We start from the raw sequence: 20,206 nt of genomic DNA, 5'->3' as shown, positions 1-20,206 counted from the left end.
TTTCTGGGTGAGTCCTACTTGAGGGTGCCGGTGAAGGCGGCGGCACGTGCCGCGATGTCTGCCCAGTCGCCCGCAGCAACTGCTGCCGGCGGGACCACGCTGGTGCCGCAGCAGACTGCGGCAGCACCGGCGTCGAGGTAGCTCTTGGCGTTGGAGGCGTCGATGCCTCCCGAAGGCAGCAAGCGGATGCCCGGGTACGGGCCCTGCAGGTCCTTCAGGTACGCCGGACCGAGCTGCCGGGCGGGGAAGATCTTGACCGCGGCGGAGCCCAGGTCCAGGGCCTGCGCCACCTCGGTGGGGGTCATGGCGCCGAGGCTGAACGGGATCCCCGCAGCCACGGCGACCGCGGCAACCTCCGGTCGGAGGCCCGGGGTCACCAGGAACTGTGCGCCGGCGTCGATCGCAGCGCGGGCTTGGTCGGCGGTCATCACCGTGCCGATTCCGACGGCGGCACCATGCTCCGCTGCCGTCTCCGCCGCGCGCTGGACGTGCTTGAGCACATCCGGGGTGGTGAACGTCAGCTCGACGCTGCGGATGCCGCCGTCGGCCAGTGCCCTGCAGAGATCCGCGGCGTCCGTGATGGACGGGGCCCGGACCACGGCCAGGGTGCGGTCGGCTTCGAGCTGCTGGAGGAATTGTTCGGGGGTCATTGTTGTCCTTCTCTGGTGAGGCCATCGCTGCTGCGGCGCAGGGCGCGGCCGGCGCGTGCCCCGGTGGCTTGGCCGGCGTCGATCGCTGCCGCGCCGTTGACGAAGACGTACTGGATGCCGCTGGCGGCTTGGCGGGGGTTCTCAAAAGTGGCTTCGTCGCGGATGGTTTCGGGATCGAAGAGCACGACGTCGGCCGCGTAGCCTTCGCGGACCAGTCCCCTGTTGTGGAGCTTGAGTCGCGCGGCAGGACGGCCACTGAGATGGTGGACCGTTTCCTCGAGGCTGAGCAGTCCGAGGTCGCGGGAGTAGTGGCCGAGGTAGCGCGGGAACGTGCCCCAGGCCCGGGGATGTGGCTTGGCGCCGACCAGGAGCCCGTCGCTGCCGCCCGTGTGCGTGCGGTGCTTCATGATGGCCTGCACGTTTTCTTCATGGCCCACGTGCTGCAGGATTCCGGTGCCGAGGCGGTCTTCCGTGAGGATGCGCACGAAGACGTCGAAGGGTTCCTGGTTGGTGTCTCCAGCGATGTCCCTGATGGTCTTTCCCACGTACCCAGCGAGCGCCGCGTTCTGCACTCCGCTGATTTCCAGGGTGTCCCACTCGGCCACGACGCCGTGGCAGCCATCAGAGCCGTAGATCTCCACGGCTTCCCGGATCTTCGCGCGGGTTTCAGGATCTGCCAGGCGCGCGAGGGTCGCTTCCGTGCCACCGGAGGATGCCCAGCTCGGCAGGATCGCCGAGAGCGTGGTGGCTCCCGGGAGGTACGGGTAGGTGTCCAAGGTAATGTCCACGCCCTGGTCCAAGGCTTGGTCGATCAGCTCCAGGAGTTCCCCTGCGCGGCCCTTGTTCTCCGCGAAGTTCATGGTGGCGTGGGACAGGTGCAGTGCGCAGGCGGTGTCGCGGCTCAGGCCGATCATCTCGGCGTAGGCACCAAGCGCTCCCTTGCCGTAAGAGCGGTGATGCGGCGCGTAGAAGCCACCCAACTCACCCACCGCCCGGCAAAGCCCGGCAAGTTCCTCGGTTTGCGCGTACATGCCCGGCGTGTAAGTCAGGCCCGAGGACATACCCACGGCACCCTCCTCCATCGCCGCGCGGACGACGTCCTGCATCTGCTGCTGTTGTTCCGGCGTGGGGTTGCCCTCGGCGAAACCCATCACCATGGCCCGAACGGTTCCCTGCGGGACGAGGTACGCGGCGTTGGTGGCGATGCGCCCGCCGTCGTGTATTGCGTCCAGGCGGTCCAGGTACTCGCCCACGGTCCGCCAGTTCCAGTCGAAATCGGCCGGGTTGTCGTTCCAGCCGGCGATCTTCTCCCGGACACCGGCCAACGTCGCATCATCCACCGGCGCGTAGGACAATCCGTCCTGGCCGAGCAATTCCGTGGTGACGCCTTGGCTGAGCTTGGCGTAGTGGTCCCTGTTGACCAGCAGTTGCAGGTCAGAGTGCGCGTGCATGTCGATGAACCCGGGGCTCAGGACAAGTCCCGTGGCGTCGATGACGCGGTCGGCTACGGTTTCCGCTGCCGTGAGGGTCCCGGCGTCGACGACGGCGGCAATCACCGCACCGTCCAGCAGGATGTCCGCGGGGCGGCGGTCCGATCCGGTTCCGTCCACAAGGGTGGCGTTGCTGATGAGTGTCTTCATGGCATGGGTCCTAGAAGAAGGTATGGATGAGGTCGACGACGGTCTGGTCGGCTGACTTGCCGGCTTCGCCGGTGTTGGCGAGGACCGGAATGACGGTCCATTTGTCGAACGCGGTGCACGGGTGGGACAGGCCCAGCCGGACGACGTCGCCGGGGTTCACCGTGGTGGTGTTCGCGTCGTAGGTCATGAAGCTGTGCTGGTCGTTGACCGACGTGATTTCGGCGCCGAGCAAGGGGTCCATGGCTCCGCCCAGTGTTGGGCCGATGAGCTGCGGTTCGGGCAGACCTTCGTCGAACGGGAGGTCACGCTTGCCGGCGTCGAGGATGGCCAGGCCGGGTTCGGTCTGCGAAACGACGCGTGCCCAGCCGTACATTCCGGCTGTGAACGGCTGATCGCCTTCGCGGGAAAACGGCGAGATTCCGCGGTAGAAGCCGTCGTCGTGGATGATGTAGGCGCCGCTGCGGATCATGAGATCCACAGATACGGAATCAGACCCAGTCTCACCGGCCGCTCCTGTTTTTCCGATGTATGGCGACAGAACTGAGACGACGTCGTCAAAGTAGGCGCTCCCCCCAGCCGTGAGGATCACGTCGCTTGAGCCGTACAACCCTTCGGTGACCAGCTGCTCGTGAAGCAGGCCCATCTGGGCGAGATAGCCACGAACGGCGGCCAGGCCGGCGTCGTCCGCTGTGTGCGCGAGCGAGCCTTCATAGCCGCTCACGCCCACCAAGCGCAGGTTCGGGGCGGATGAAATCGCGCGGGCCACGTCCATGGCGGCGTCGATGCCGCGGGCGCCGGTCCGGCCGCCATGGGCGCCGAGCTCCACCAGGACGTCCAGCACGGCGTCGCTGCCGGCAAGGGTCCGGTCGATGACCTCCACAGTTCCCAGGGAGTCGATCCAGGACAGGATGGTAGTTTCCGCGGGCTGGCGGGCTACCCACTGGATCGCGTGCGGATCCGTGAGGCTGTTGGCCAGCTGCAGGTTCCGGATCCCGAACTCCCGGGCAACCCGAAGCTGTGCGAAATTGGCCAGCGTAATGCCCCAGGCGCCCCGGTTGAGCTGCTCGGTCCAGAGCTGCGGCGACATGGTGGTCTTACCGTGCGGCGCCAGCAGGACTCCGCGTTCTGCACACCACCCGGCGAGGCGATCGGCGTTGGCTGCGAGCGCGGCGGCGTCGAGGGTGAGCAGCGGCGTCTGAAGGTCGCTCAGAGTGTGTTTGGCAGCGAGGAAGTCCGCGTGGGTGGTCCCGTTGTCGGTTGCCGGAATAGCCTTGTGCCGCCAGTCGAGCCGGCGTTCGGCCAGGTCCGCCACGGCGGATGCCGAGATGGCTTCGGAAGTATTCACGCGTTGGTTCCCTTCGCGGTGCTGCGTTTTTGGAGCTGCGTTGTGGGGTTGTTTGGGGACGTTCTTCATTTGCGTTGCGTATTTTGCAACGCTGGTTGCAAACCCGCTGGTGATATGTCTAACATGGTGGCGGATTGAGAGTCAAGGCCGCGGCATACCCGCAGAGCCTCCCAATCTGCCGCGAATTGCCCAGAATTCGTGGCCCACCAAAGTCGCTGAGAAGCGCAACGATGAGTGCGGGAGAACGATGCTTTCAGCTGTATGCGTTGGCGAAACCATGGCCATGCTTACCCCTGTCCACGCCGTTCCCCTGCACCTTGCCACCGAGCTCCACTTCGGAATCGGCGGCGCAGAATCGAACGTCGCCATGGGCTTGGCCGCCATGGGCCTGGACACGCATTGGGTCAGCCGCGTGGGTCGCGACGGCTTCGGCACCCGCATCCTCCACGACCTCCGGGACCACGGCGTGGGCGTGTCCGGCGTCGAGGTTGACGACTCCCTGCCCACCGGCCTTTACGTGAAGGTCCCCGCCCAGGAATCGGACCCCGACGGCGGCAGCTCCGTGTTGTACTACCGGCAAGGCTCAGCGGCGTCGGCCATGGGACGTGCCACGCTCTCCAATCCGGACGTTTCCTCCCTGCTGGAAAACGCTGCGCTGATTCATCTGAGCGGGATCACCGCAGCCCTCTCCCCCGAATGCCTGTCATTGCTGGAAGCCATCCTGACCGAACCCCGGAACGGCCGGACCATCAGCTTTGACGTTAACTGGCGCGAAGCCCTCTGGGCAGGCCAGGACCGTTCCGTCCTGCAGCGCCTGGCGAACCTGGCCGACGTCGTACTTGTTGGCAAAGACGAAGCCGAACACGCCTTCGGCACCACCGACGAAGCCGAACTCCGCCGGATGATGCCGGATCCCGAGGTCCTGGTCATCAAGAACGAGGCCATCAGCGCCATTGCGCTGACGCGCGGCACGGCTGACTCAAGCGGCACCCGGGAAGAGGTGTCCGCACTGTCCGTCGCCGTCGTCGAGCCTGTTGGCGCAGGAGACTCGTTCGCCGCCGGCTACCTCAGCGGCATGCTGTTCGGGTTGGGTCAAAAGGAAAGCCTCCGCCGCGGACATGTGGCAGCAGCGTGCACCCTGACCGTTCACGGCGACCGCGGCCCGCTGCCCGATGCCGCCGAGCTCGCAGCCATCCTGGATTCCTCGGATGACGCCTGGGCTGCTATCCATGTTGAAGACGGACAATTCAACACCAGAACCGGAGCGTGACACTGTGAGCCAGAGCCTCATGCGGGCCATCGACCTGCTCGGCGAACTCGCCGCCAAACCCGCAACACTGGACGAGCTCGCGTCCAAGGCCGCCGTGCACAAGACCACCGTGATGCGCCTGCTCCACGCCATGGAGGAGAAGCGCTTTGTGGTGCGCGACGAGGACCAGCGGTTCATGCTCGGCTCAAAGTTGTTCGAGCTGTCCTCGCTGGCACTGGAACAACGCGACATCCGCAAGGTGGCCCACCCGCACTTGGCCGACTTGAACGGCCGCACCGGGCACACTGTGCACCTCGCCGCCTTCGAAGGAAGCGAAGTGGTGTACATCGACAAGTTCGAGTCGCACCACCCCGTCCGCATGTACTCGCGCATCGGCCTGACTGCATCGCTGCACTCGGCCGCCGTGTCCAAAGTCCTCCTCGCCGACATGCCGCGCAGCCGGCAGGAAAAGATCGCCGCGGGGTTGGACTACATCAAAGTTACCGAGAACACCCTGACCTCGCCGGAGGCCCTCCTGGCCGAACTGGAGCAGGTCAGGATCCAGGGCTGGGCCCACGACAACGCCGAGCACGAAGCATTCGTGCACTGCATCGCGGCCCCCATCCGCGACGCCAGCGGCGCCGTTGTAGCCGCAGCCTCTTGTTCGGTACCGGTAGTGATGCTCAGCTATGAAGGCTTGCTTGAGCTGCTGCCCGACCTCAAAGCCAGCACCGAGTCCATCTCCAACGACCTCGGCTGGATCAGCCACGAAAGGAACTCAGCATGAGTGAAAAGACCGTAGTACTGACCGAAAACGCCCCCGCCCCGGCGCACGTATTCTCCCAGGGCATCAAGAAGGGCGGCATGTTCCAGGTTTCCGGCCAGGGACCCATGGACCCCGCCACCAACCAGTACATCGGCGACGGCGACGTCCGTGTCCAGACCCGTCGCACGCTGGAGAACGTGAAGGCCATCCTCGAGGCCGGCGGATCCTCCGTTGAAGACGTCCTCATGTTCCGCGTCTACCTCACCACCCGCGACGACTTCGCGGCCATGAACGAGGTCTACGGCGAGTTCATCCGCGAGAACGTACCCAGCGGTCTGCTGCCGAGCCGCACCACCGTTTTTGTTGATCTCCCCCACGAGGTCATGCTGGTGGAGATCGACGCCCTGGCGGTTACCGCGTAACCCTCTCTCACCTAACGACAGCTTCCACCGGACGCTCTCTCACCTAACGACAGCTTCCACCGGACGCTCTCTCACCTCACGCACGGTTTCGGGGAACGCTCTCTCACATCCGCGCTTAAGGCTCGACGGCGGCACTCACCCGAGTGCCGCCGTCGAGCCTTAAGCGGTGGCCGGCTTCCCACCGTGTGCCGCCACCACCCACTTTGGGTCTGAAACCACCCCGAAACGCCGCGACAGACGGTATCTCGGGCTCCGTCGGGTTTCAAAGTTGGTGGTGGAGGCCCAGCCAGATGGACAGCCGTTGGCCTTAGCCGAACAGCCAGGCCGCCCCCAGCAGCAGTGGGACAGCCAAGATACTGGTGAACACCGCCGTTGACTGGGCAATCCCTTGGCCCACGCCGTAGCGGACGGCATAGAGGACCACGTTCTGGCCGGTTGGAAGGATGGCACACGCCGTGACCACGAATGTGCTGAAGGGGTCCAGGTGGAAGACGAAGGCGGCCAGGATCCATGCGAGCACGGGCTGGACTGCCGACTTAAGAATGACGGCAATGGTGGTGGGGACGCGGTCTTCGATGCCGGGGCGCACTGACAATCCGTGAAGGGACATGCCGAAGATGATCAGCATCAGGGGGACAGCCAACTGGGCAACCAGCGCCAAGGGATCCAGAACCAGGCGGGGCAGTTCAATCCCCAAGGCACTCACCACGATCCCAAGAATGGCCGCAACGGTGACCGGGTTGCGGAAGGGGATGGACAGCACCCGCCAGATGGAGACCTGCTTGCCCGCCGGGTCCGTGAGGTCCAGGATGGTCAGGGCAATGGGCGTGACGATTGCCAATTGGAACAGCATGATGGGCGTGACGTAGGTGGCGCTGCCGAGGATGTAAAGGGACAGAGGAACGCCCAGATTGGTGGAGTTCACGATTCCCACGGACAGCGCGCCAATGGTGGTCCGCCGGACACCCCAGCGGCCGATCAACCCGGCCACCGTAAAGACGACCATGACCGCCACCGCCGTGACTACGGAAATCAGGCCGGTGGCGCTGAGGACATCCGAAATGTGGCGCGAGGCAATCGCCGAAAACATCAGGCAGGGCAGCCCCACCATGAAAGTCAGCGTGGAGAGAACTTTGCTGCCCTCGGGACCCAACGTCTTGGTTCTGCCAAGGATGTAGCCAATGAGCAGCACAACACCGACCACAAAGAAACCCTGAAGGACTCCGTCCACACCGTTTCCTCAATCCGTAACTCTGGAATGCCGGCTGGTGACGCAGGCTGACTGGGATCGGATTAACCCTATCTGGCAGGCACCGACCGCCCGGCCAGGTTACGTCAGCACTCTATGACGTTGACGGCCAGGCCTCCCCGCGAGGTCTCCTTGTACTTGCTCTTCATGTCCGCGCCGGTCTCGCGCATGGTTTTGATGGCGGCATCCAGCGAGACGTGATGGATACCGTCGCCACGAAGGCTGATCCGGGCCGCGTTGATGGCTTTGTTGCTGGCCATGGCGTTGCGCTCTATGCACGGGATCTGAACCAGGCCGCCCACGGGGTCGCACGTCAGCCCGAGGTTGTGTTCGATGCCGATTTCCGCAGCATTCTCTACCTGCTGGGGCGTGCCGCCAAGGATCTCGCACAACGCGCCAGCTGCCATGGAGCACGCCGATCCCACCTCTCCCTGGCAGCCCACTTCCGCACCCGAAATTGACGCATTCGTTTTGAACAGCACTCCGATGGCGGCCGCCGTCAAAAGGAAGCGCACCACCGAATCCTCCGTCGCCCCGGGAGTGAACATCATGTAGTAGTGCAGGACGGCTGGGATGATGCCCGCGGCTCCGTTGGTGGGCGCCGTGACCACTCTTCCGCCCGTTGCGTTTTCTTCATTGACCGCCAACGCGAACAGGTTGACCCAGTCCACAGCGCGTAGGGGATCGCTGGTGTCGTCTTTCGCCTGCAGGTCCGCTAACAAGCGGGGCGCACGACGGCGGACCTTGAGGCTGCCGGGCAGGTGCTCTTCCGTGCGGCGACAGCCGCGTTCCACGCATTCCTTCATGGTCTCCCAGATGTGGAGCAACTCCGCGCGGGTTTCCTCATCGCTGCGCCAGGCACGCTCGTTGGCCAGCATAATGTCACTGATGGACAGTCCCTCGCGGTCGCAATGGGACAACAACTCCTCGGCGCTGGTGAACGGGAACCGGAGCTGGACATCGTCCTGCAGTTTGGCACCAACCGAGCCCGCATCCACCACGAAACCGCCGCCCACCGAATAGCAGACCTGCTCGGCGAGCACGTTTCCGTCCTGGTCGTAGGCTTGGAACCTCATGCCGTTGGGATGCGCCGGCAGGGATTGGCGCAGGTGGAGCGTGACGTCCTGACCCCGGTTGAAGGAGATCATCCGGCGGCGTCCAACGAGGAGTTTCCTGGCTTCGGTAGCCTCCTCGACCCTCTGGTCCGCTGTCAACGTTTCCACCGTTTCAGGCGACTCTCCCATGAACCCCAGGATGACCGCTTTGCCCGAGCCATGGCCTCTTCCAGTAGCCCCCAGCGAACCGAAAAGTCCGGCGTGAAGGCGATCAACGGCGTCGAGCTTGCCTTCACCGGCAAGGGTTTCAACGAAGGTGCGGGCCGCCCGCATCGGACCGACCGTGTGGGACGACGACGGGCCGATTCCAATCGAAAACAGATCAAGGGCGCTCAAGGCCATGGCGTTCCTCCGCGGGGTAAGGGGTTGGGGGTCTCTTCCCAGCCTGAGGGCGGAACGGGTCAGCGTCTATCGGGAACTTTTGAACTCGATGTGAAGCAGGGCTTAACAATCCTGAACCACAAAGCGCTGAATCAGGCAGTGGGGCGTGCTTCCACGGCGATCCTGAGTTCTTCAAGAGCGGCAGCAACGGCTGGTGATTCCTTGCTGGCGGTCCGGTTCAGGACGATGATGTTGCGGCCACAACTGGGCTCCACCCGGCGGACCACCAAATCCTCTGTTTCCCGCCCGAGGTTCAACTCACTCATCAGAGCGACACCGAGACCGCCACGGACCAACCCCAGTGTGGCCATGAGGTTCCGGCAGTTCGCAACAACCTTCGGCTCGAACCCCGACTCGCGGCACGTTTGGCGCACGAACTGCTCGAAGACGCTGCCCTCCTGGTCAAGGATCCAGCGATCAGCCGCGAAGTCGGACAGGGTCACCGCCTCGGCCGCCAGCCGGCCCCCGGGAAGACAGAGGATGATTTCGTCACGTGCCAGAACGGTCTTCACGAGCCCTTCGTCCTGTATTTCGTGCAGGTCGTCCACTACTGCGACATCAATATGCCCGGCGCGCAATTGGGCCACACTTTCGAACGGCTCAAGGTCGGAGACGGTCAGTTCCAGCCGCGGATAGTTCGCCTGCAAGGACATCACGGCAGCGGGCAGCACCGTGCTGCAGAAGCTGGGGAAGGCGCTGATGGCCAGCCGGCCGCGGACATCAGTGTGGAACTTCTTCAGGTTGGCTTCGGCGGATTCCACCTCGGACGCGATGCGGCCGTAGTGTCCAACCAGCATGATGCCGGCTTCGGTGAGCCGGACCTTCCGCCCGGCGCGGACAAGGAGCGGCAGCCCGGCTTCCCGTTCAAGCACCGCCAGCTGCTGGCTCACGGCCGAGGTAGTCATGTGCAGCTTGGCAGCGGCCGCTGTCATGGTGCCTTCAAGCTCAAGGGTCTTGAGGATGTGCAGCCGACGGATATCAAGCACAGGAACCTCCTACGGTTTAGCTCTACTTAACCCCAGAAGCAGGCCGCGAGCCACGTTCGGGTGACCCATCCGGCGTCGTCCAGGGGTGAATGAAACCGAGAGTCGCCGCTCCGTCGTCATCAATCAAACGTCCCAGGTGCTTGCTCATCCTGAACACCACGCTGCGATCCACAATCCTCGCGCTGGGAACGGCCGCTTCCAGAGCTGCCTCGAAGCGCATCACATCGGTCAGCTCCCTCAGCCATACGGCGACCACCAGGTTGTACTGGCTGGCCACTGCGAGCGCAGTGCGGGCTTCCGGGATCTGGGCCATCAGCCCGCGTATCTGCTGGATGTGCTTGGCGGCTGTGCGCATGAAGTACCAGGCATAGACGGGCCAGCCTGTGACGCTCCGGGCAACATCGGTACGAATGCGGAGCAGCCCGTCGGCCCGCAAGCGGGCCAGCCCATCTGCGACCCGCTGCTCGCTGAGGCCGTGTTCTGCGGCGATGTGGCTGACGGGCCGCCTTCCGTCCTCGGTGAGGCAGTGCCGTAGGGCCGCTTCGACGTCGGGGTGCACCGTCCGCGGGGCCCTTGTCCGGGGCGGGCGCGGTTTGGGTACTTTGGCCACTTCGGGTGGAGTCAGCGCGCGCAATCGCCAGTCGGACGCCTCCATCACCATTTCCGTGACCAGATGCGTCTGGGTGTTCCGGACGCCCTCGAGCGCACCGATCTGATGTGTGACCGCATCCCAGATGGCCAAAGGGTTGTCCGCGAGCATGGTCGCCAGAAGGTCCCGCCCGCCGGAGGTGTGGTCGAGGGTCAGCACGGAGGGAATCTGCGTAATTTGCCTGGCTACGTCACCGATTTGTTGCGGGACGCAGGTGATGTCGATGAGCGCCGAGGCCCCACTGGGGAAGATGCCGGTGACCCAGGCGAGTCCACGTTCCCGCAGCGAGTCCCATCGCCTTGCCAGCGTTACTGGGTCCACGCCGATCACCGGGGCCAGCTCGCTCCACGGGGCGCGGCCTTCAATCTGAAGAGCATGGATGATGCGTTCCTCAAGGGGATCGAGCATGTATTCCTGCATAGGGATAAGGATATTCATGAATAGCTGCGATTTCATCCAACGGAAACACGGCACTTTCATGATGTTGTGATCCCGTTCACTTCACACATCGGAGCGCACATGCGTACAACTGCGCAGACTTCCACCAAGGCCGCAGGAGCCGTCGGCTTCCTGGTGGTCATGGAGCTCGGCAGCGGCATTCTTCAGGGCTGGCTGAATCCTTTGTTCTCGTCCATCGGTGAACACCATGGAGTTTCGGCTGCCTCGCTGAACTGGATCAGCGCCGCGTACTTGCTGGCTACCGTCTTGGTAGTCCCGCTGCTGTCCAAGCTCGGCGACATCCACGGCCACAAGCGAATCCTCATGATCTCCACGGCAATTGTCGCCGCGGCCTCAGTGCTTGTGGCGTTTGCCCCCAACTACGAATTGTTCCTGCTGGGCCGGGCCATCCAGGCACCACTGGCAGTGTTCCTCCCCCTGGAATTCGCCATCGTCCACCAGCGCGATTCAGAACGCTCGGGTCGGAGCATCGGCCGGCTGGTCGCCGCGCTGACCCTCGGCGCCACGATCGGCGGATTCCTCGGAGGCCTCGTCCTCGACGCCACGGGCAGCCTGTCCATCACCTTGCTCATGCCCGCAATCTTCATGGCCCTGTGCATCCCGGGCATCGCCATGTTCGTCAAGGAGACCCCGCTGCGGAGCAAAGGGCGGGTGGACTACCTGGGGGCAGCACTTCTTGGTGCCGGGTTGGTTGCCCTGCTTGGAGGTGCCTCGAACCTGGCGACCTGGCCGCCAACGACGACTGCCTTTGCGATGGTGGCCGGTGTTGCGCTCCTGGCTGCCTGGGTGGTGTCCGCCCGCCGGATCGAGCACCCGCTGGTGGACCTCACCATGCTCTTGCGCGGCGGAATTGGGCTGCCGATCGTGGTCGCGTTCCTGTTTGGTGCCCAGCTGTTCGGAGCACAGGCACCCATCTCCGTGTATCTGCGCTCTGATCCCGCCACGTTGGGCTTTGGCTTCGGTGCCGCAGCTTCTGCTGCCGGAACCATGCTCAGCATTATGGCCTTGGCCGCCTTCCTCGGGGCTTCGCTCGGCGACCGGGTCTCCCGCGCCCTTGGCGGCACCCGCACCGTTGCCCTCGGTGGAGCACTCGGCGCCGTGGCCTACGCCCTCATGATCCTGGCGCCGGGCACGCTGGTGACCTTCTCCACGTGGCTGGTGATTGCCGGCTTCGGTACGGGACTGGTCAGTGGCACCCTGCCCACCTTGGTGGTCCAGCGTGCGGCGGCGGATTCCGTGGGCATCGCGTCCGGCCTGTATAACACCGCCCGTACCGCTGCCGGCGGCGTTGCCGGAGCGCTGTTCGCGCTGCTGATGTCCGCCCTCACGACCCCCACGGCCACGGGAGCACGCGCCGCAACCGAGGTGTCCTTCCACGCCGTGTGGTGGATTTGCGCAGGCCTTTGCGTGCTCTTCGCCATCGCCGTCCTGTTCATCCGCCAGGCTGCACCGCCAAAGGAAATGGCCGCACCGGCCGCAGCCGCACCACCCGCAGCCGCACCCCGGGCAGGCGACGCCCTCGAACCCGTCAACTGACTCATCTACTACCAGCGAGGAAAGCAATGACAATTTCAATCGATACCACCTCACAGCAGACACTGCGCGACGCCGTACGGGAGTCCGTGGCCGCCGTCGGGCCTTCCATCCTTGACCTCAGCCACAAGGTCCACGCGCTGGCCGAGGTCTCCTGGGAAGAACACAAATCGGCGGCGGCTGCGGCCGAAGTCCTGCGCGACGGCGGCTTCGACGTCATCGAAGGCGCCTATGGCGTGCCGACGGCGCTTGAGGCCGTCTACGGGAGCGGCGAACTGACCGTCGTGATCTGCGCAGAGTACGACGCCCTCCCGGAAGTGGGCCACGCGTGTGGGCACAACATCATCGCAGCAGCCGGCGTCGGCGCAGCGCTGGCCCTCAAGCCCGTAGCGGACGCCGCCGGGCTGCGCATCAAATTGCTCGGCACGCCGGCTGAAGAGCATGGCGGCGGCAAAGTGTCCCTGCTGCAGGCAGGCGCCTGGGAGGACGCCGCGTTCTCGCTCATGGTTCACGGGATGACCGGGACGGAACGGAGCGCATCATCGTTCAGCATGGCGGCCGTGGAACGCTTCGAGGTCCAGTTCAAGGGCAGCGAAGCCCACGCCGCAGGAGCGCCGGACAAGGCCATCAACGCGGGAGCAGCAGCGAGCCTGGCGCTGATGAACATGGCCGTCCTGCGGCAGCACCTGCCGGAAAACTCCAACACCAACGCCTTCATCTCGCATGGCGGCGGCGCCACCAACGTCATCGCTGGTGACGCCACGGTGCAGGTGGAGGTCCGGGCCGGAGACCTCGACGATTGGCGCGGGCTCAAGCGGCGCGTGCTCGCCTGCTTCGAGGGCGCGGCCATCGCTACCGGCTGCACGTGGACGCACCGCCAGACCGAGCATCCCTACGCCCCCTTGGACACTCATGCCGGACTGGGTAAGGCCTGGGACGCCAACATGGAAGCAGTCGGCCGGCCCGTGGATCACACCCCCGTCTTCGGTGGCGGCTCCTCGGACATGGGCAACGTCTCCCAAGTGATCCCGTCAGTTCACGGCATGGTGGTTGTCCGCAACAGCAGCGCGGTGCCCCACCACCCGGACTTCACGGCAGCCGCCATCACGCCCGAAGCCGACGACGCAGTCATCGACGGCGCTACAGTCCTGGCGCTCACCATCCTGGACGCCGCCTTGGATCCGCAGTTGCGGTCAGGGCTGATGAAGCTTCAGGCCTCGCGACAGCCCGGTGCCACCACGGTGACGCTGGAGGCATAGGTTACGGCCCGCACGGTCGACGGCGGCACTCGAGTGAGTGTCGTCGTCGATCCTTTACTGGGGGACGGCGTGTCCCGGTCACGCTAAGTTCAAAGAAGGTCAGGACGGCACACGCCGGTTGACCAGCTCCGGGGGAAGAGCGGGGACACGCTGCCGTTTGGCGTAGACCCTGGCCCGTTGGCTGGAGAGCGCCAATAACACGAGGATGTCCGAGGCCAGACCGGAGAGTCCCGCCTCAAGGGTGAGGTTCGCAGTCCCCGTGGAGTAGTCGATTGCCTGGACCAGGATCGAGATGGAGCTTAGGGCCATGGCGATCACCCGGGCGCCGTTGCTGCCCAGGAAGATCCGCCATGCCAGGAAGACTTCGCCGAGACCGAAGAGAAGCACGACGACCGCTACGGTGACCAGGGCCGCCGTCGTGGTTTGCGGGTCCGAGGAACCGTCATCGAAGGTGACGCCATCTATCTCACCGCCGGACGTCAGGAGCGTGATCGATAGGACCAACGCCGCAACCGCTCTGGCCACCACCAGTGCCGCGCCCATCATGGTGGGGGCCGGCCGCCTGTCGCGGCTGTCAGTCCTGTTGGCCGGTTGCCCGGCGGGGACCGACACACGGCGTGCGTCGACAATGGGCAGGTCGCCGTCGGTGGAAATCGAATCACCGCCGCCGTTGCGTGTGTGATAGCCGGTGGAGAAGTCCTCGATGACCTGCACGGCGATAGCGGGCTCTGCGGCAGAAACCGTGGAAACGATGTGGTCGCGTTCCACATCGGTGTTCTGCTCGATCTTGTGCGTGATCTGGAGGGTGAACAGCGAGAAACCGACGCTGCGGTCATAGGTTCCGGCGGCCAGCCAATCCACTTTGTGGCCACCGGGCAGGAGCCACCCCTCCGGGCAACGCCAGAAGCGCACGTGGTGGCGTTTGCCGGGGGTGTTGTCCACTTCCTGTTGGTAGGCGAAGTCCTGTTGCCGGTCAAAGAGGTACAGGGGGCTGACCGGTGCTTCGGTGTAGCTCCGGCGGAAAATGGTGGAACTGACAATGCGGCGGCTGCTGGCGAACGTCACGTCGTCGGCCGTGGTCCACCCGGCGGACTGCATGATCGCGTGGATCTGGGGCTCAGCGCCGAGAAGGGCAACATTCACTGGATCTCCGAGGAGGCCATCGCTGGTCCGTGCGCGGCCAATGAAATAGCCGGGAACGTAAATGGTGGTCAGAATCCGGTGCAGCCGCGGTAGCAGGAGATAGGCCAGGAATGCCCAGAACACCACGGAGAACCAGATCTGTCCCCATCCAAGATGGAAGCTCTCCCCAACCAACAGGAACGCCAACCACACGGCAGCCGCTCCGCCCAGGATGAAGAATCCATGGTCCAATCGGCTGTCTGTGACTTCTTTCTTCGGCACCTTGTACATATAGCTCCCCCTTGTGGCACCTTAAGCTTCGGACTTCGGGTGGCTGTTGTACATGGGTTTGTCGGCTTAAGTCAGCCGGGTCTGAACCTGGAGTTGCCCGTTGTCCAGGAGCCACTGCACGGATTCACGCACCGCCTGCTCGGGCTCATATGCGGGCGCGTAGCCGATAAGGGACTCGGCCTTATGGATGGACATGCAGTGGTTACGGGAGAGATGGGCCCAGCTGGTGTCGGCGGATTCCCGGGTATTGGTCCGACGGAACTCTTCCCAGCTCACAGTTTCGACGTGGGGCTCCTGGCCAAACCAAGAAGCAGCGATGCGCACGTAGCCCCGAACCGTCAGTGCTGTGGGAGCAACGATGTTGAAATCCTCGCCAGCTGCCGCGTCCCGATTCAGGATGGCTCTCTCGAACGCCTGCGCGACGTCGTCGGCATGCACATGGTGCATCAGCTCGGTTCCACTTCCGGGTACCTGCAGTGGCTGCCCGGCCGCGATCTTTTGCCACACAGAGGGATCGAAATTTCCGAGCGGACCCACGGGATGCCATCCGGGACCAACAATGTGGCCGGGGTGCAGGGACGTAGTGATGAGCCCTCCGGAGGCCGTCTCGTCCTTCAGCATCCGGGCAATATCGCGCTTCTGGATACCGTATTCATCCAGCGGCTCCGCGGTGGAGTCCGCCCCCTCTGAGATGGGCAACTTCCGACTGGCACCGTAACGCCAGATCGACCCGCAATGCAGCAGATGCCCCACCTCGCCGCGCAGCCGGTTCACCAGCGCAGTGGCGGAGTCGAGTGTGAAGCACACCAGGTCAACTACGACGTCGGCCTGCAGTGCCGCAACCCGGTCACCAAAGCTGCCCTCACGGTCTTCCTGCTGCCGGTCCGCCACGACCTGCCGGACCTGCTGCCACTCGGACGCATCAACGTATGGCGAGCTGGTCCCGCGGCTGATATTGATGACCTCGTGGCCGCCGCGTATGAGCCTGGGAATGAGGAAGGAGCCTATATGCCCGCTGCCCCCGATAACAACAATTCTCACGGTTCTCCGTTCTCCATGAGTCACGGTACTGAATGTTCACAGTCGACCGGTAGGGGTAACAGCCCGGTAGGAGTAAGAGGATGTACTGGGAGGCCCCACGCCGGTCCACGCAACATCGAGACTTGGTTCGTCCGGTTTAGACAAACGGTCAGGTACCCCGACTAGCATGAATACTCCCGGGAAGCCGGGGTACGTGACCTCTTGAACACCACCTCATAAGGTCGGCGCCAAGTGCGGCGGCCACCGAAGGAGAAGCCTGTGCGGGAGCCGATTGTGAACGACACTGTGTCCGACGCCAACCAGAACGCTGAAGATCCAACGACGGAAGAGCTACCGGTGGAGGACGCAGCCAGTGAGCCGGCGGAGATCACGTTTGACGAGCAGTTCTATCCGGCACGGCCGAAGGCCCTGAGGCCGATCGCCCGGCGACGGCAGTTCTTCGCAGCGCGCCCCTCACTGGAGTTCGACGGCCTGAATAAGACGTATGTCGACTGGTTGCGGAATCAGTCGATGCTGGGCGACGCCAACACCATGGCCCGGCAACTGTCCGGCCAGGCAAGCATGTGGCAGAACTCCTATGCCAGGCCCAACCCACGGGCGGCCGTGGAGCGGGCACCCGTCTGGTTCACCGCCTACCCCCTCTCCTTCATCACGAAGGATGGCCAGTCGTTCCTGTCCGCCCTGGGTGATCCTGAACTCTGGGATGCGTTCAGCAAGATTGGTATCCGTGGGCTGCACACCGGGCCGGTAAAGCTGGCTGGCGGCATCCGCGGCTGGTCGCAGACACCCAGCGTGGACGGTCACTTTGACCGCATCTCCATGGCGATCGACCCGGCCTTCGGAACCGAGGAAGAGTTCCGCCAGATGTGCGAGGTTGCCAACGATCACGGCGGCACCGTCATTGACGACATCGTTCCCGGGCATACCGGCAAGGGCGCGGACTTCCGGCTGGCTGAGATGAACTTCCGCGACTACCCCGGCATCTATCACATGGTGGACATCCCGGAGGAGGACTGGCACCTGTTGCCCGACGTCCCCGAGGGCGAGGACTCCGTCAACATCAGCCCCGACGCGGAGCAGGCCCTGCAAAAGGCGGGCTACATCATCGGACGGCTGCAGCGGGTCATTTTCTACGAGCCCGGCGTCAAGGAAACCAACTGGAGCGCCACCAAGCCGATCGTCGATACCACCGGCAAGACCCGACGTTGGGTCTACCTCCACTACTTCAAGTCCGGCCAACCCTCCATCAACTGGCTGGACCCAACGTTCGCCGGGATGCGCCTGGTAGTTGGCGACGCCCTGCACTCCCTGCTGGACCTTGGCACGGGCGCGCTGAGGCTGGATGCCAACGGCTTCCTCGGCGTCGAAAAGAGCGCGGAGGAGGAGCCCGGCTGGTCCGAGGGACACCCGCTGTCCGAGGCAGCCAACCAGCTGATCGGTTCCATGATCCGCAAGGTGGGCGGGTTCTCCTTCCAGGAACTCAACCTCACCATCGATGACATCAAGATCCAGTCCGAGTCCGGCCCGGACCTCTCCTACGACTTCATCACCAGGCCCGCTTATCACTACGCCCTCGTCATCGGGGATACCGAGTTCCTGCGCCTGACCCTTCGCCTCTCCATGGACATCGGCGTGGACCAGGCTTCATTGGTCCACGCACTCCAGAACCACGATGAACTGACCTATGAACTGCTCCACTTTGCTGCAGGGCACCGGGACGACGTTTTCGAGCTTGGCGGTGAGGAACTGACCGGCGCTGAGGTTGCCGAGAAGGTCCAGAACACCATGCGGGAACGGCTCACCGGTGAGAACGGACCGTACAACGCGGTCTTCACCACCAACGGCATCGCCTGCACCACGGTCAGCTTCATCATGGCCGCCCTGGGCATCAAGGATCCGGACGCCATCACCAAGGAGCAGGAGGCCCAGGTCCTGGATGCCCACGTCCTGCTCTCCATGTACAACGCACTGCAGCCTGGCGTCTTCGCGCTCTCCGGCTGGGACCTCACGGGCATCACAGCCATTGACCGCGAGACGGTCCGCGAGCTCACCTCGCAGGGCGACACCCGTTGGATCAACCGCGGAGCCCACGACCTGATGGGCACCAGCCCGGATGCGAAGACCTCCTTGGCCGGCATGCCCCGCGCCCGGAGTCTCTATGGTCCGTTGCCCGAACAGCTCAACGATTCAAACTCCTACGCGCGGCGCCTCCAGCAGATACTCACAGTGCGGGAGGAGTCGGGGATCGCAACCAGCACCCTCCTGGACGTGCCGGACGTGTCCAACCGTGGGCTGCTGGTCATGGTCAACCAGCTCGCCGACGGGGCCCTCCAGGTGACCGTCCTGAACTTCTCAGATCAGGACATCGCCGGCAGCATCCAGTCACCGCACCTGGTGCCGGGCGCCACAGTCCATGATCTGTTCAGCGGTGAAGACGTCGGCCAGGTGGATGATCTCTGCAGCTTCTTCCTCGAACTGCCCGCCTTCCAAGGCACGGCGCTCCTCTTGAAAGACCCGGTAGTTGAGGACGAGGCCACCGAATAGGGAGCACGACGTCGGCACTTATGGTGAGTGCCGACGTCGCGGTTTGGCGTTAATCGCCGAGGGGCCGGTCAGGGGAGCGGGTCCCAGCTTTGAACCAGGAAAGCCGCACCCGTTGGGGAGCAGACCCCCAAGTCCGGCCCCGGGGAAAGTCCTCCTCCGAACGCGAATTCATCTCCAATATTCAAGGATTTTCCATCAGGGAAAACCACTCCCGTCTCGGTAACTCTTGTCCCGAAGGGGAAGATGAGTCCCTCCGACGTGCCGTCGGGGGCGATGCTGGCTAAACATCCTCCGGCGTTCAGGCCAAGCGTTCCCATGCTGCCGGCGTCCATGTGAAAGTCTGACTCTTTGCCGATGGAGACAGCGGCCTTGTGGCCGTTGCCGCCGGTGATGATATTGGCCTCGAACGTCGGCATCTGGCCCGTAATTTCGGGAAGCGGCGTAAAGCTGGAGGAATCTGTTTCCGCCGTGGTGGGCGTAGCAGCCGGTGCAGCTTGCTCCGCCAGCGGAGCCCTCATGGACGATGTCACCACCACGCCTGCAACTACTGCTGCAACGGCGGTAGCCACCAAACCGGCCCCTGCCATCAACCGCACACGGCGCTTGGCGGGCTGTTGATGGAAATCTGCAATGGACCCGCCGACGGCCACCTGATTGACGTCAGTGTCCATGACAGTCAGGCTCTTCTCACGGCTACGTGCCAGCTCTTCTTCCGTGACCGCCAAGGCGGGGTCGGCCGCATTAAGTCGTTCCACGGTCAGCGCTTCCTTCTTATTCATCGCTGCACATCCTCTGTGGCTTGATCCATCCGGAGTAGTTCGCTGAGTTGTTTGCGTGCCCTGTGCAGGCGCATCCTGACGGCCGTGGCCGTGACATTGAGCAGGGCCGAGATCTCGGCCGAGGTGAATCCGTCCCAGTACGTCAGCAGAAGCACCTCGCGCTCCTCGGGTTTGAGCCGGTCCAGCACATCGGCCACCGTACCGTCGTCGAAACCCAACTGCTGCGTTCGCTGCAGCTCCAGTTGCTGTACAAGGTTGAGGGATCGAGCCGTTGCGCGGTGATGGTTGCGGAGGACATTCCGGGCGATGCCGAACACCATCAGTACAGACAATTCCTGGCCCTGAAGGCATTTTTCCCACGCGATCCGGAACACTTCCGCGGTGAGGTCCTCAGCTGTTGACGCGCTCTCGGTTCGACGCCGGAAATACCGGTACACCTTGTCATGGGACGCCGCGTGTGCGGCCAGGAACAGCTTCTGCCTAGCCAGCTCCACGCGATCCCCCTGCTCCGTCTGCACCTTCATACCCAGTTAATGTCCGGCAGGCCGGAATATGTAACCAACTGCCCGCGATATGGCACTTAATGGCAATGTTTTCGGGGCAAAGTCATAGGGTCGTTGCAACGCTCTGATTGATGGAGCGTTTCATGGTCAAGTTGTTTCCTTCGGGTGCGCGTGCCGAGTTTGTTGATTTGGTGTGTGCGGGGGTCTCGGTTCTTGAGGCTTC

The 20,206-nt window shown here is 64.0% G+C and carries 17 protein-coding genes; 6 read left to right on the top strand and 11 right to left on the bottom strand.

Annotated features, from left to right (window positions below; translation table 11 throughout):
* Positions 1 to 14 precede the first annotated feature (14 nt).
* From GVL04_RS20490 to GVL04_RS20480, 3 genes are read right to left on the bottom strand one after another with little or no spacing between them, the layout of a single operon-like run.
* On the bottom strand, positions 15 to 650 hold the full coding sequence (locus GVL04_RS20490) for a bifunctional 4-hydroxy-2-oxoglutarate aldolase/2-dehydro-3-deoxy-phosphogluconate aldolase (protein ID WP_159707966.1): 636 nt from the start codon (positions 648 to 650) through the stop codon (positions 15 to 17).
* On the bottom strand, positions 647 to 2,290 hold the full coding sequence (locus GVL04_RS20485; RefSeq protein ID WP_159707964.1) for an amidohydrolase family protein: 1,644 nt from the start codon (positions 2,288 to 2,290) through the stop codon (positions 647 to 649). The genes GVL04_RS20490 and GVL04_RS20485 overlap by 4 nt, the downstream gene beginning before the upstream one ends.
* Positions 2,291 to 2,300: 10 nt before the next feature.
* Positions 2,301 to 3,635 carry an alanine racemase gene (locus GVL04_RS20480; protein WP_159707962.1) on the bottom strand — a complete coding sequence of 445 codons (1,335 nt, stop codon included), beginning with the start codon at positions 3,633 to 3,635 and terminating at the stop codon, positions 2,301 to 2,303.
* 247 nt (positions 3,636 to 3,882) lie between these two features.
* Between GVL04_RS20480 and GVL04_RS20475 the strand changes: the two genes are divergently transcribed.
* The 3 genes from GVL04_RS20475 to GVL04_RS20465 are packed head-to-tail and all read left to right on the top strand — an operon-like array spanning position 3,883 to position 6,072.
* The gene (locus GVL04_RS20475) at positions 3,883 to 4,905 is read left to right on the top strand and encodes a sugar kinase (RefSeq protein WP_159707960.1); all 1,023 of its coding nucleotides are present in this window, start codon (positions 3,883 to 3,885) and stop codon (positions 4,903 to 4,905) included.
* Complete coding sequence (locus GVL04_RS20470; RefSeq protein WP_159707958.1) at positions 4,865 to 5,671, top strand: IclR family transcriptional regulator; 807 nt, start codon at positions 4,865 to 4,867, stop codon at positions 5,669 to 5,671. The genes GVL04_RS20475 and GVL04_RS20470 overlap by 41 nt, the downstream gene beginning before the upstream one ends.
* Positions 5,668 to 6,072 (top strand): RidA family protein, encoded by a 405-nt coding sequence (locus GVL04_RS20465; protein WP_159707956.1) that lies wholly within the window; start codon positions 5,668 to 5,670, stop codon positions 6,070 to 6,072. The genes GVL04_RS20470 and GVL04_RS20465 overlap by 4 nt, the downstream gene beginning before the upstream one ends.
* Positions 6,073 to 6,379: 307 nt before the next feature.
* Here the strand turns inward: GVL04_RS20465 and GVL04_RS20460 are convergent, their stop codons facing one another.
* The 4 genes from GVL04_RS20460 to GVL04_RS20445 form a co-directional block, all read right to left on the bottom strand.
* Positions 6,380 to 7,303 carry an AEC family transporter gene (locus tag GVL04_RS20460; RefSeq protein ID WP_159707954.1) on the bottom strand — a complete coding sequence of 308 codons (924 nt, stop codon included), beginning with the start codon at positions 7,301 to 7,303 and terminating at the stop codon, positions 6,380 to 6,382.
* A 104-nt stretch (positions 7,304 to 7,407) separates the two neighbouring features.
* Positions 7,408 to 8,778: an L-serine ammonia-lyase gene (locus GVL04_RS20455; protein WP_159707952.1), complete on the bottom strand. Its 1,371-nt coding sequence runs from the start codon at positions 8,776 to 8,778 to the stop codon at positions 7,408 to 7,410.
* Positions 8,779 to 8,909: 131 nt separating this feature from the next.
* Positions 8,910 to 9,803, bottom strand: coding sequence for a LysR family transcriptional regulator (locus GVL04_RS20450; protein WP_159707950.1), 894 nt, complete (start codon positions 9,801 to 9,803; stop codon positions 8,910 to 8,912).
* A 22-nt stretch (positions 9,804 to 9,825) separates the two neighbouring features.
* Entirely contained in the window at positions 9,826 to 10,890 is a 1,065-nt protein-coding gene (locus GVL04_RS20445) for an Lrp/AsnC family transcriptional regulator (protein ID WP_235036378.1), read from the bottom strand.
* 81 nt (positions 10,891 to 10,971) lie between these two features.
* Between GVL04_RS20445 and GVL04_RS20440 the strand changes: the two genes are divergently transcribed.
* Both GVL04_RS20440 and GVL04_RS20435 read left to right on the top strand, forming a co-directional pair.
* Entirely contained in the window at positions 10,972 to 12,447 is a 1,476-nt protein-coding gene (locus tag GVL04_RS20440) for an MFS transporter (protein WP_235036377.1), read from the top strand.
* A gap of 26 nt (positions 12,448 to 12,473) precedes the next feature.
* Positions 12,474 to 13,703 carry an amidohydrolase gene (locus GVL04_RS20435; RefSeq protein WP_159707946.1) on the top strand — a complete coding sequence of 410 codons (1,230 nt, stop codon included), beginning with the start codon at positions 12,474 to 12,476 and terminating at the stop codon, positions 13,701 to 13,703.
* 99 nt (positions 13,704 to 13,802) lie between these two features.
* Here GVL04_RS20435 and GVL04_RS20430 read toward each other — a convergent pair whose 3' ends face one another.
* Positions 13,803 to 15,116 (bottom strand): LssY C-terminal domain-containing protein, encoded by a 1,314-nt coding sequence (locus GVL04_RS20430; RefSeq protein ID WP_159707944.1) that lies wholly within the window; start codon positions 15,114 to 15,116, stop codon positions 13,803 to 13,805.
* 66 nt (positions 15,117 to 15,182) lie between these two features.
* A complete protein-coding gene (locus tag GVL04_RS20425) occupies positions 15,183 to 16,157 on the bottom strand; it encodes an NAD(P)-dependent oxidoreductase (protein WP_159707942.1) in 975 nt (324 codons plus the stop codon).
* A gap of 258 nt (positions 16,158 to 16,415) precedes the next feature.
* On the opposite strand from GVL04_RS20425, the gene treS reads away from it, so the two are divergent.
* The gene (treS, locus tag GVL04_RS20420) at positions 16,416 to 18,701 is read left to right on the top strand and encodes a maltose alpha-D-glucosyltransferase (RefSeq protein ID WP_159707940.1); all 2,286 of its coding nucleotides are present in this window, start codon (positions 16,416 to 16,418) and stop codon (positions 18,699 to 18,701) included.
* A gap of 68 nt (positions 18,702 to 18,769) precedes the next feature.
* On the opposite strand, the gene GVL04_RS20415 is transcribed toward treS, so the two are convergent.
* Together GVL04_RS20415 and GVL04_RS20410 are read right to left on the bottom strand one after the other, a co-directional pair.
* Positions 18,770 to 19,480, bottom strand: coding sequence for a hypothetical protein (locus GVL04_RS20415; protein WP_159707938.1), 711 nt, complete (start codon positions 19,478 to 19,480; stop codon positions 18,770 to 18,772).
* A complete protein-coding gene (locus GVL04_RS20410; RefSeq protein WP_159707936.1) occupies positions 19,477 to 19,974 on the bottom strand; it encodes an RNA polymerase sigma factor in 498 nt (165 codons plus the stop codon). Before GVL04_RS20410 ends, GVL04_RS20415 begins: the two co-directional genes overlap by 4 nt.
* Between the last annotated feature and the right edge of the window lie 232 nt (positions 19,975 to 20,206).

This window comes from Arthrobacter sp. 18067, from assembly GCF_902706295.1.
Lineage (GTDB): Bacteria > Actinomycetota > Actinomycetes > Actinomycetales > Micrococcaceae > Arthrobacter.
This window is presented reverse-complemented; position numbering and strand designations above follow the sequence as displayed.

Excerpts from the sequence above, each read along its gene's own strand:
- GVL04_RS20490 (WP_159707966.1), bottom strand. The coding sequence starts at position 650 with ATGACCCCCGAACAATTCCTCCAGCAGCTCGAAGCCGACCGCACCCTG.
- GVL04_RS20485 (WP_159707964.1), bottom strand. The coding sequence starts at position 2,290 with ATGAAGACACTCATCAGCAACGCCACCCTTGTGGACGGAACCGGATCG.
- GVL04_RS20475 (WP_159707960.1), top strand. The coding sequence starts at position 3,883 with ATGCTTTCAGCTGTATGCGTTGGCGAAACCATGGCCATGCTTACCCCT.
- GVL04_RS20470 (WP_159707958.1), top strand. The coding sequence starts at position 4,865 with ATGTTGAAGACGGACAATTCAACACCAGAACCGGAGCGTGACACTGTG.
- GVL04_RS20465 (WP_159707956.1), top strand. The coding sequence starts at position 5,668 with ATGAGTGAAAAGACCGTAGTACTGACCGAAAACGCCCCCGCCCCGGCG.
- GVL04_RS20455 (WP_159707952.1), bottom strand. The coding sequence starts at position 8,778 with ATGGCCTTGAGCGCCCTTGATCTGTTTTCGATTGGAATCGGCCCGTCG.
- GVL04_RS20445 (WP_235036378.1), bottom strand. The coding sequence starts at position 10,890 with ATGAATATCCTTATCCCTATGCAGGAATACATGCTCGATCCCCTTGAG.
- GVL04_RS20440 (WP_235036377.1), top strand. The coding sequence starts at position 10,972 with ATGCGTACAACTGCGCAGACTTCCACCAAGGCCGCAGGAGCCGTCGGC.
- GVL04_RS20435 (WP_159707946.1), top strand. The coding sequence starts at position 12,474 with ATGACAATTTCAATCGATACCACCTCACAGCAGACACTGCGCGACGCC.
- GVL04_RS20430 (WP_159707944.1), bottom strand. The coding sequence starts at position 15,116 with ATGTACAAGGTGCCGAAGAAAGAAGTCACAGACAGCCGATTGGACCAT.
- GVL04_RS20415 (WP_159707938.1), bottom strand. The coding sequence starts at position 19,480 with ATGAATAAGAAGGAAGCGCTGACCGTGGAACGACTTAATGCGGCCGAC.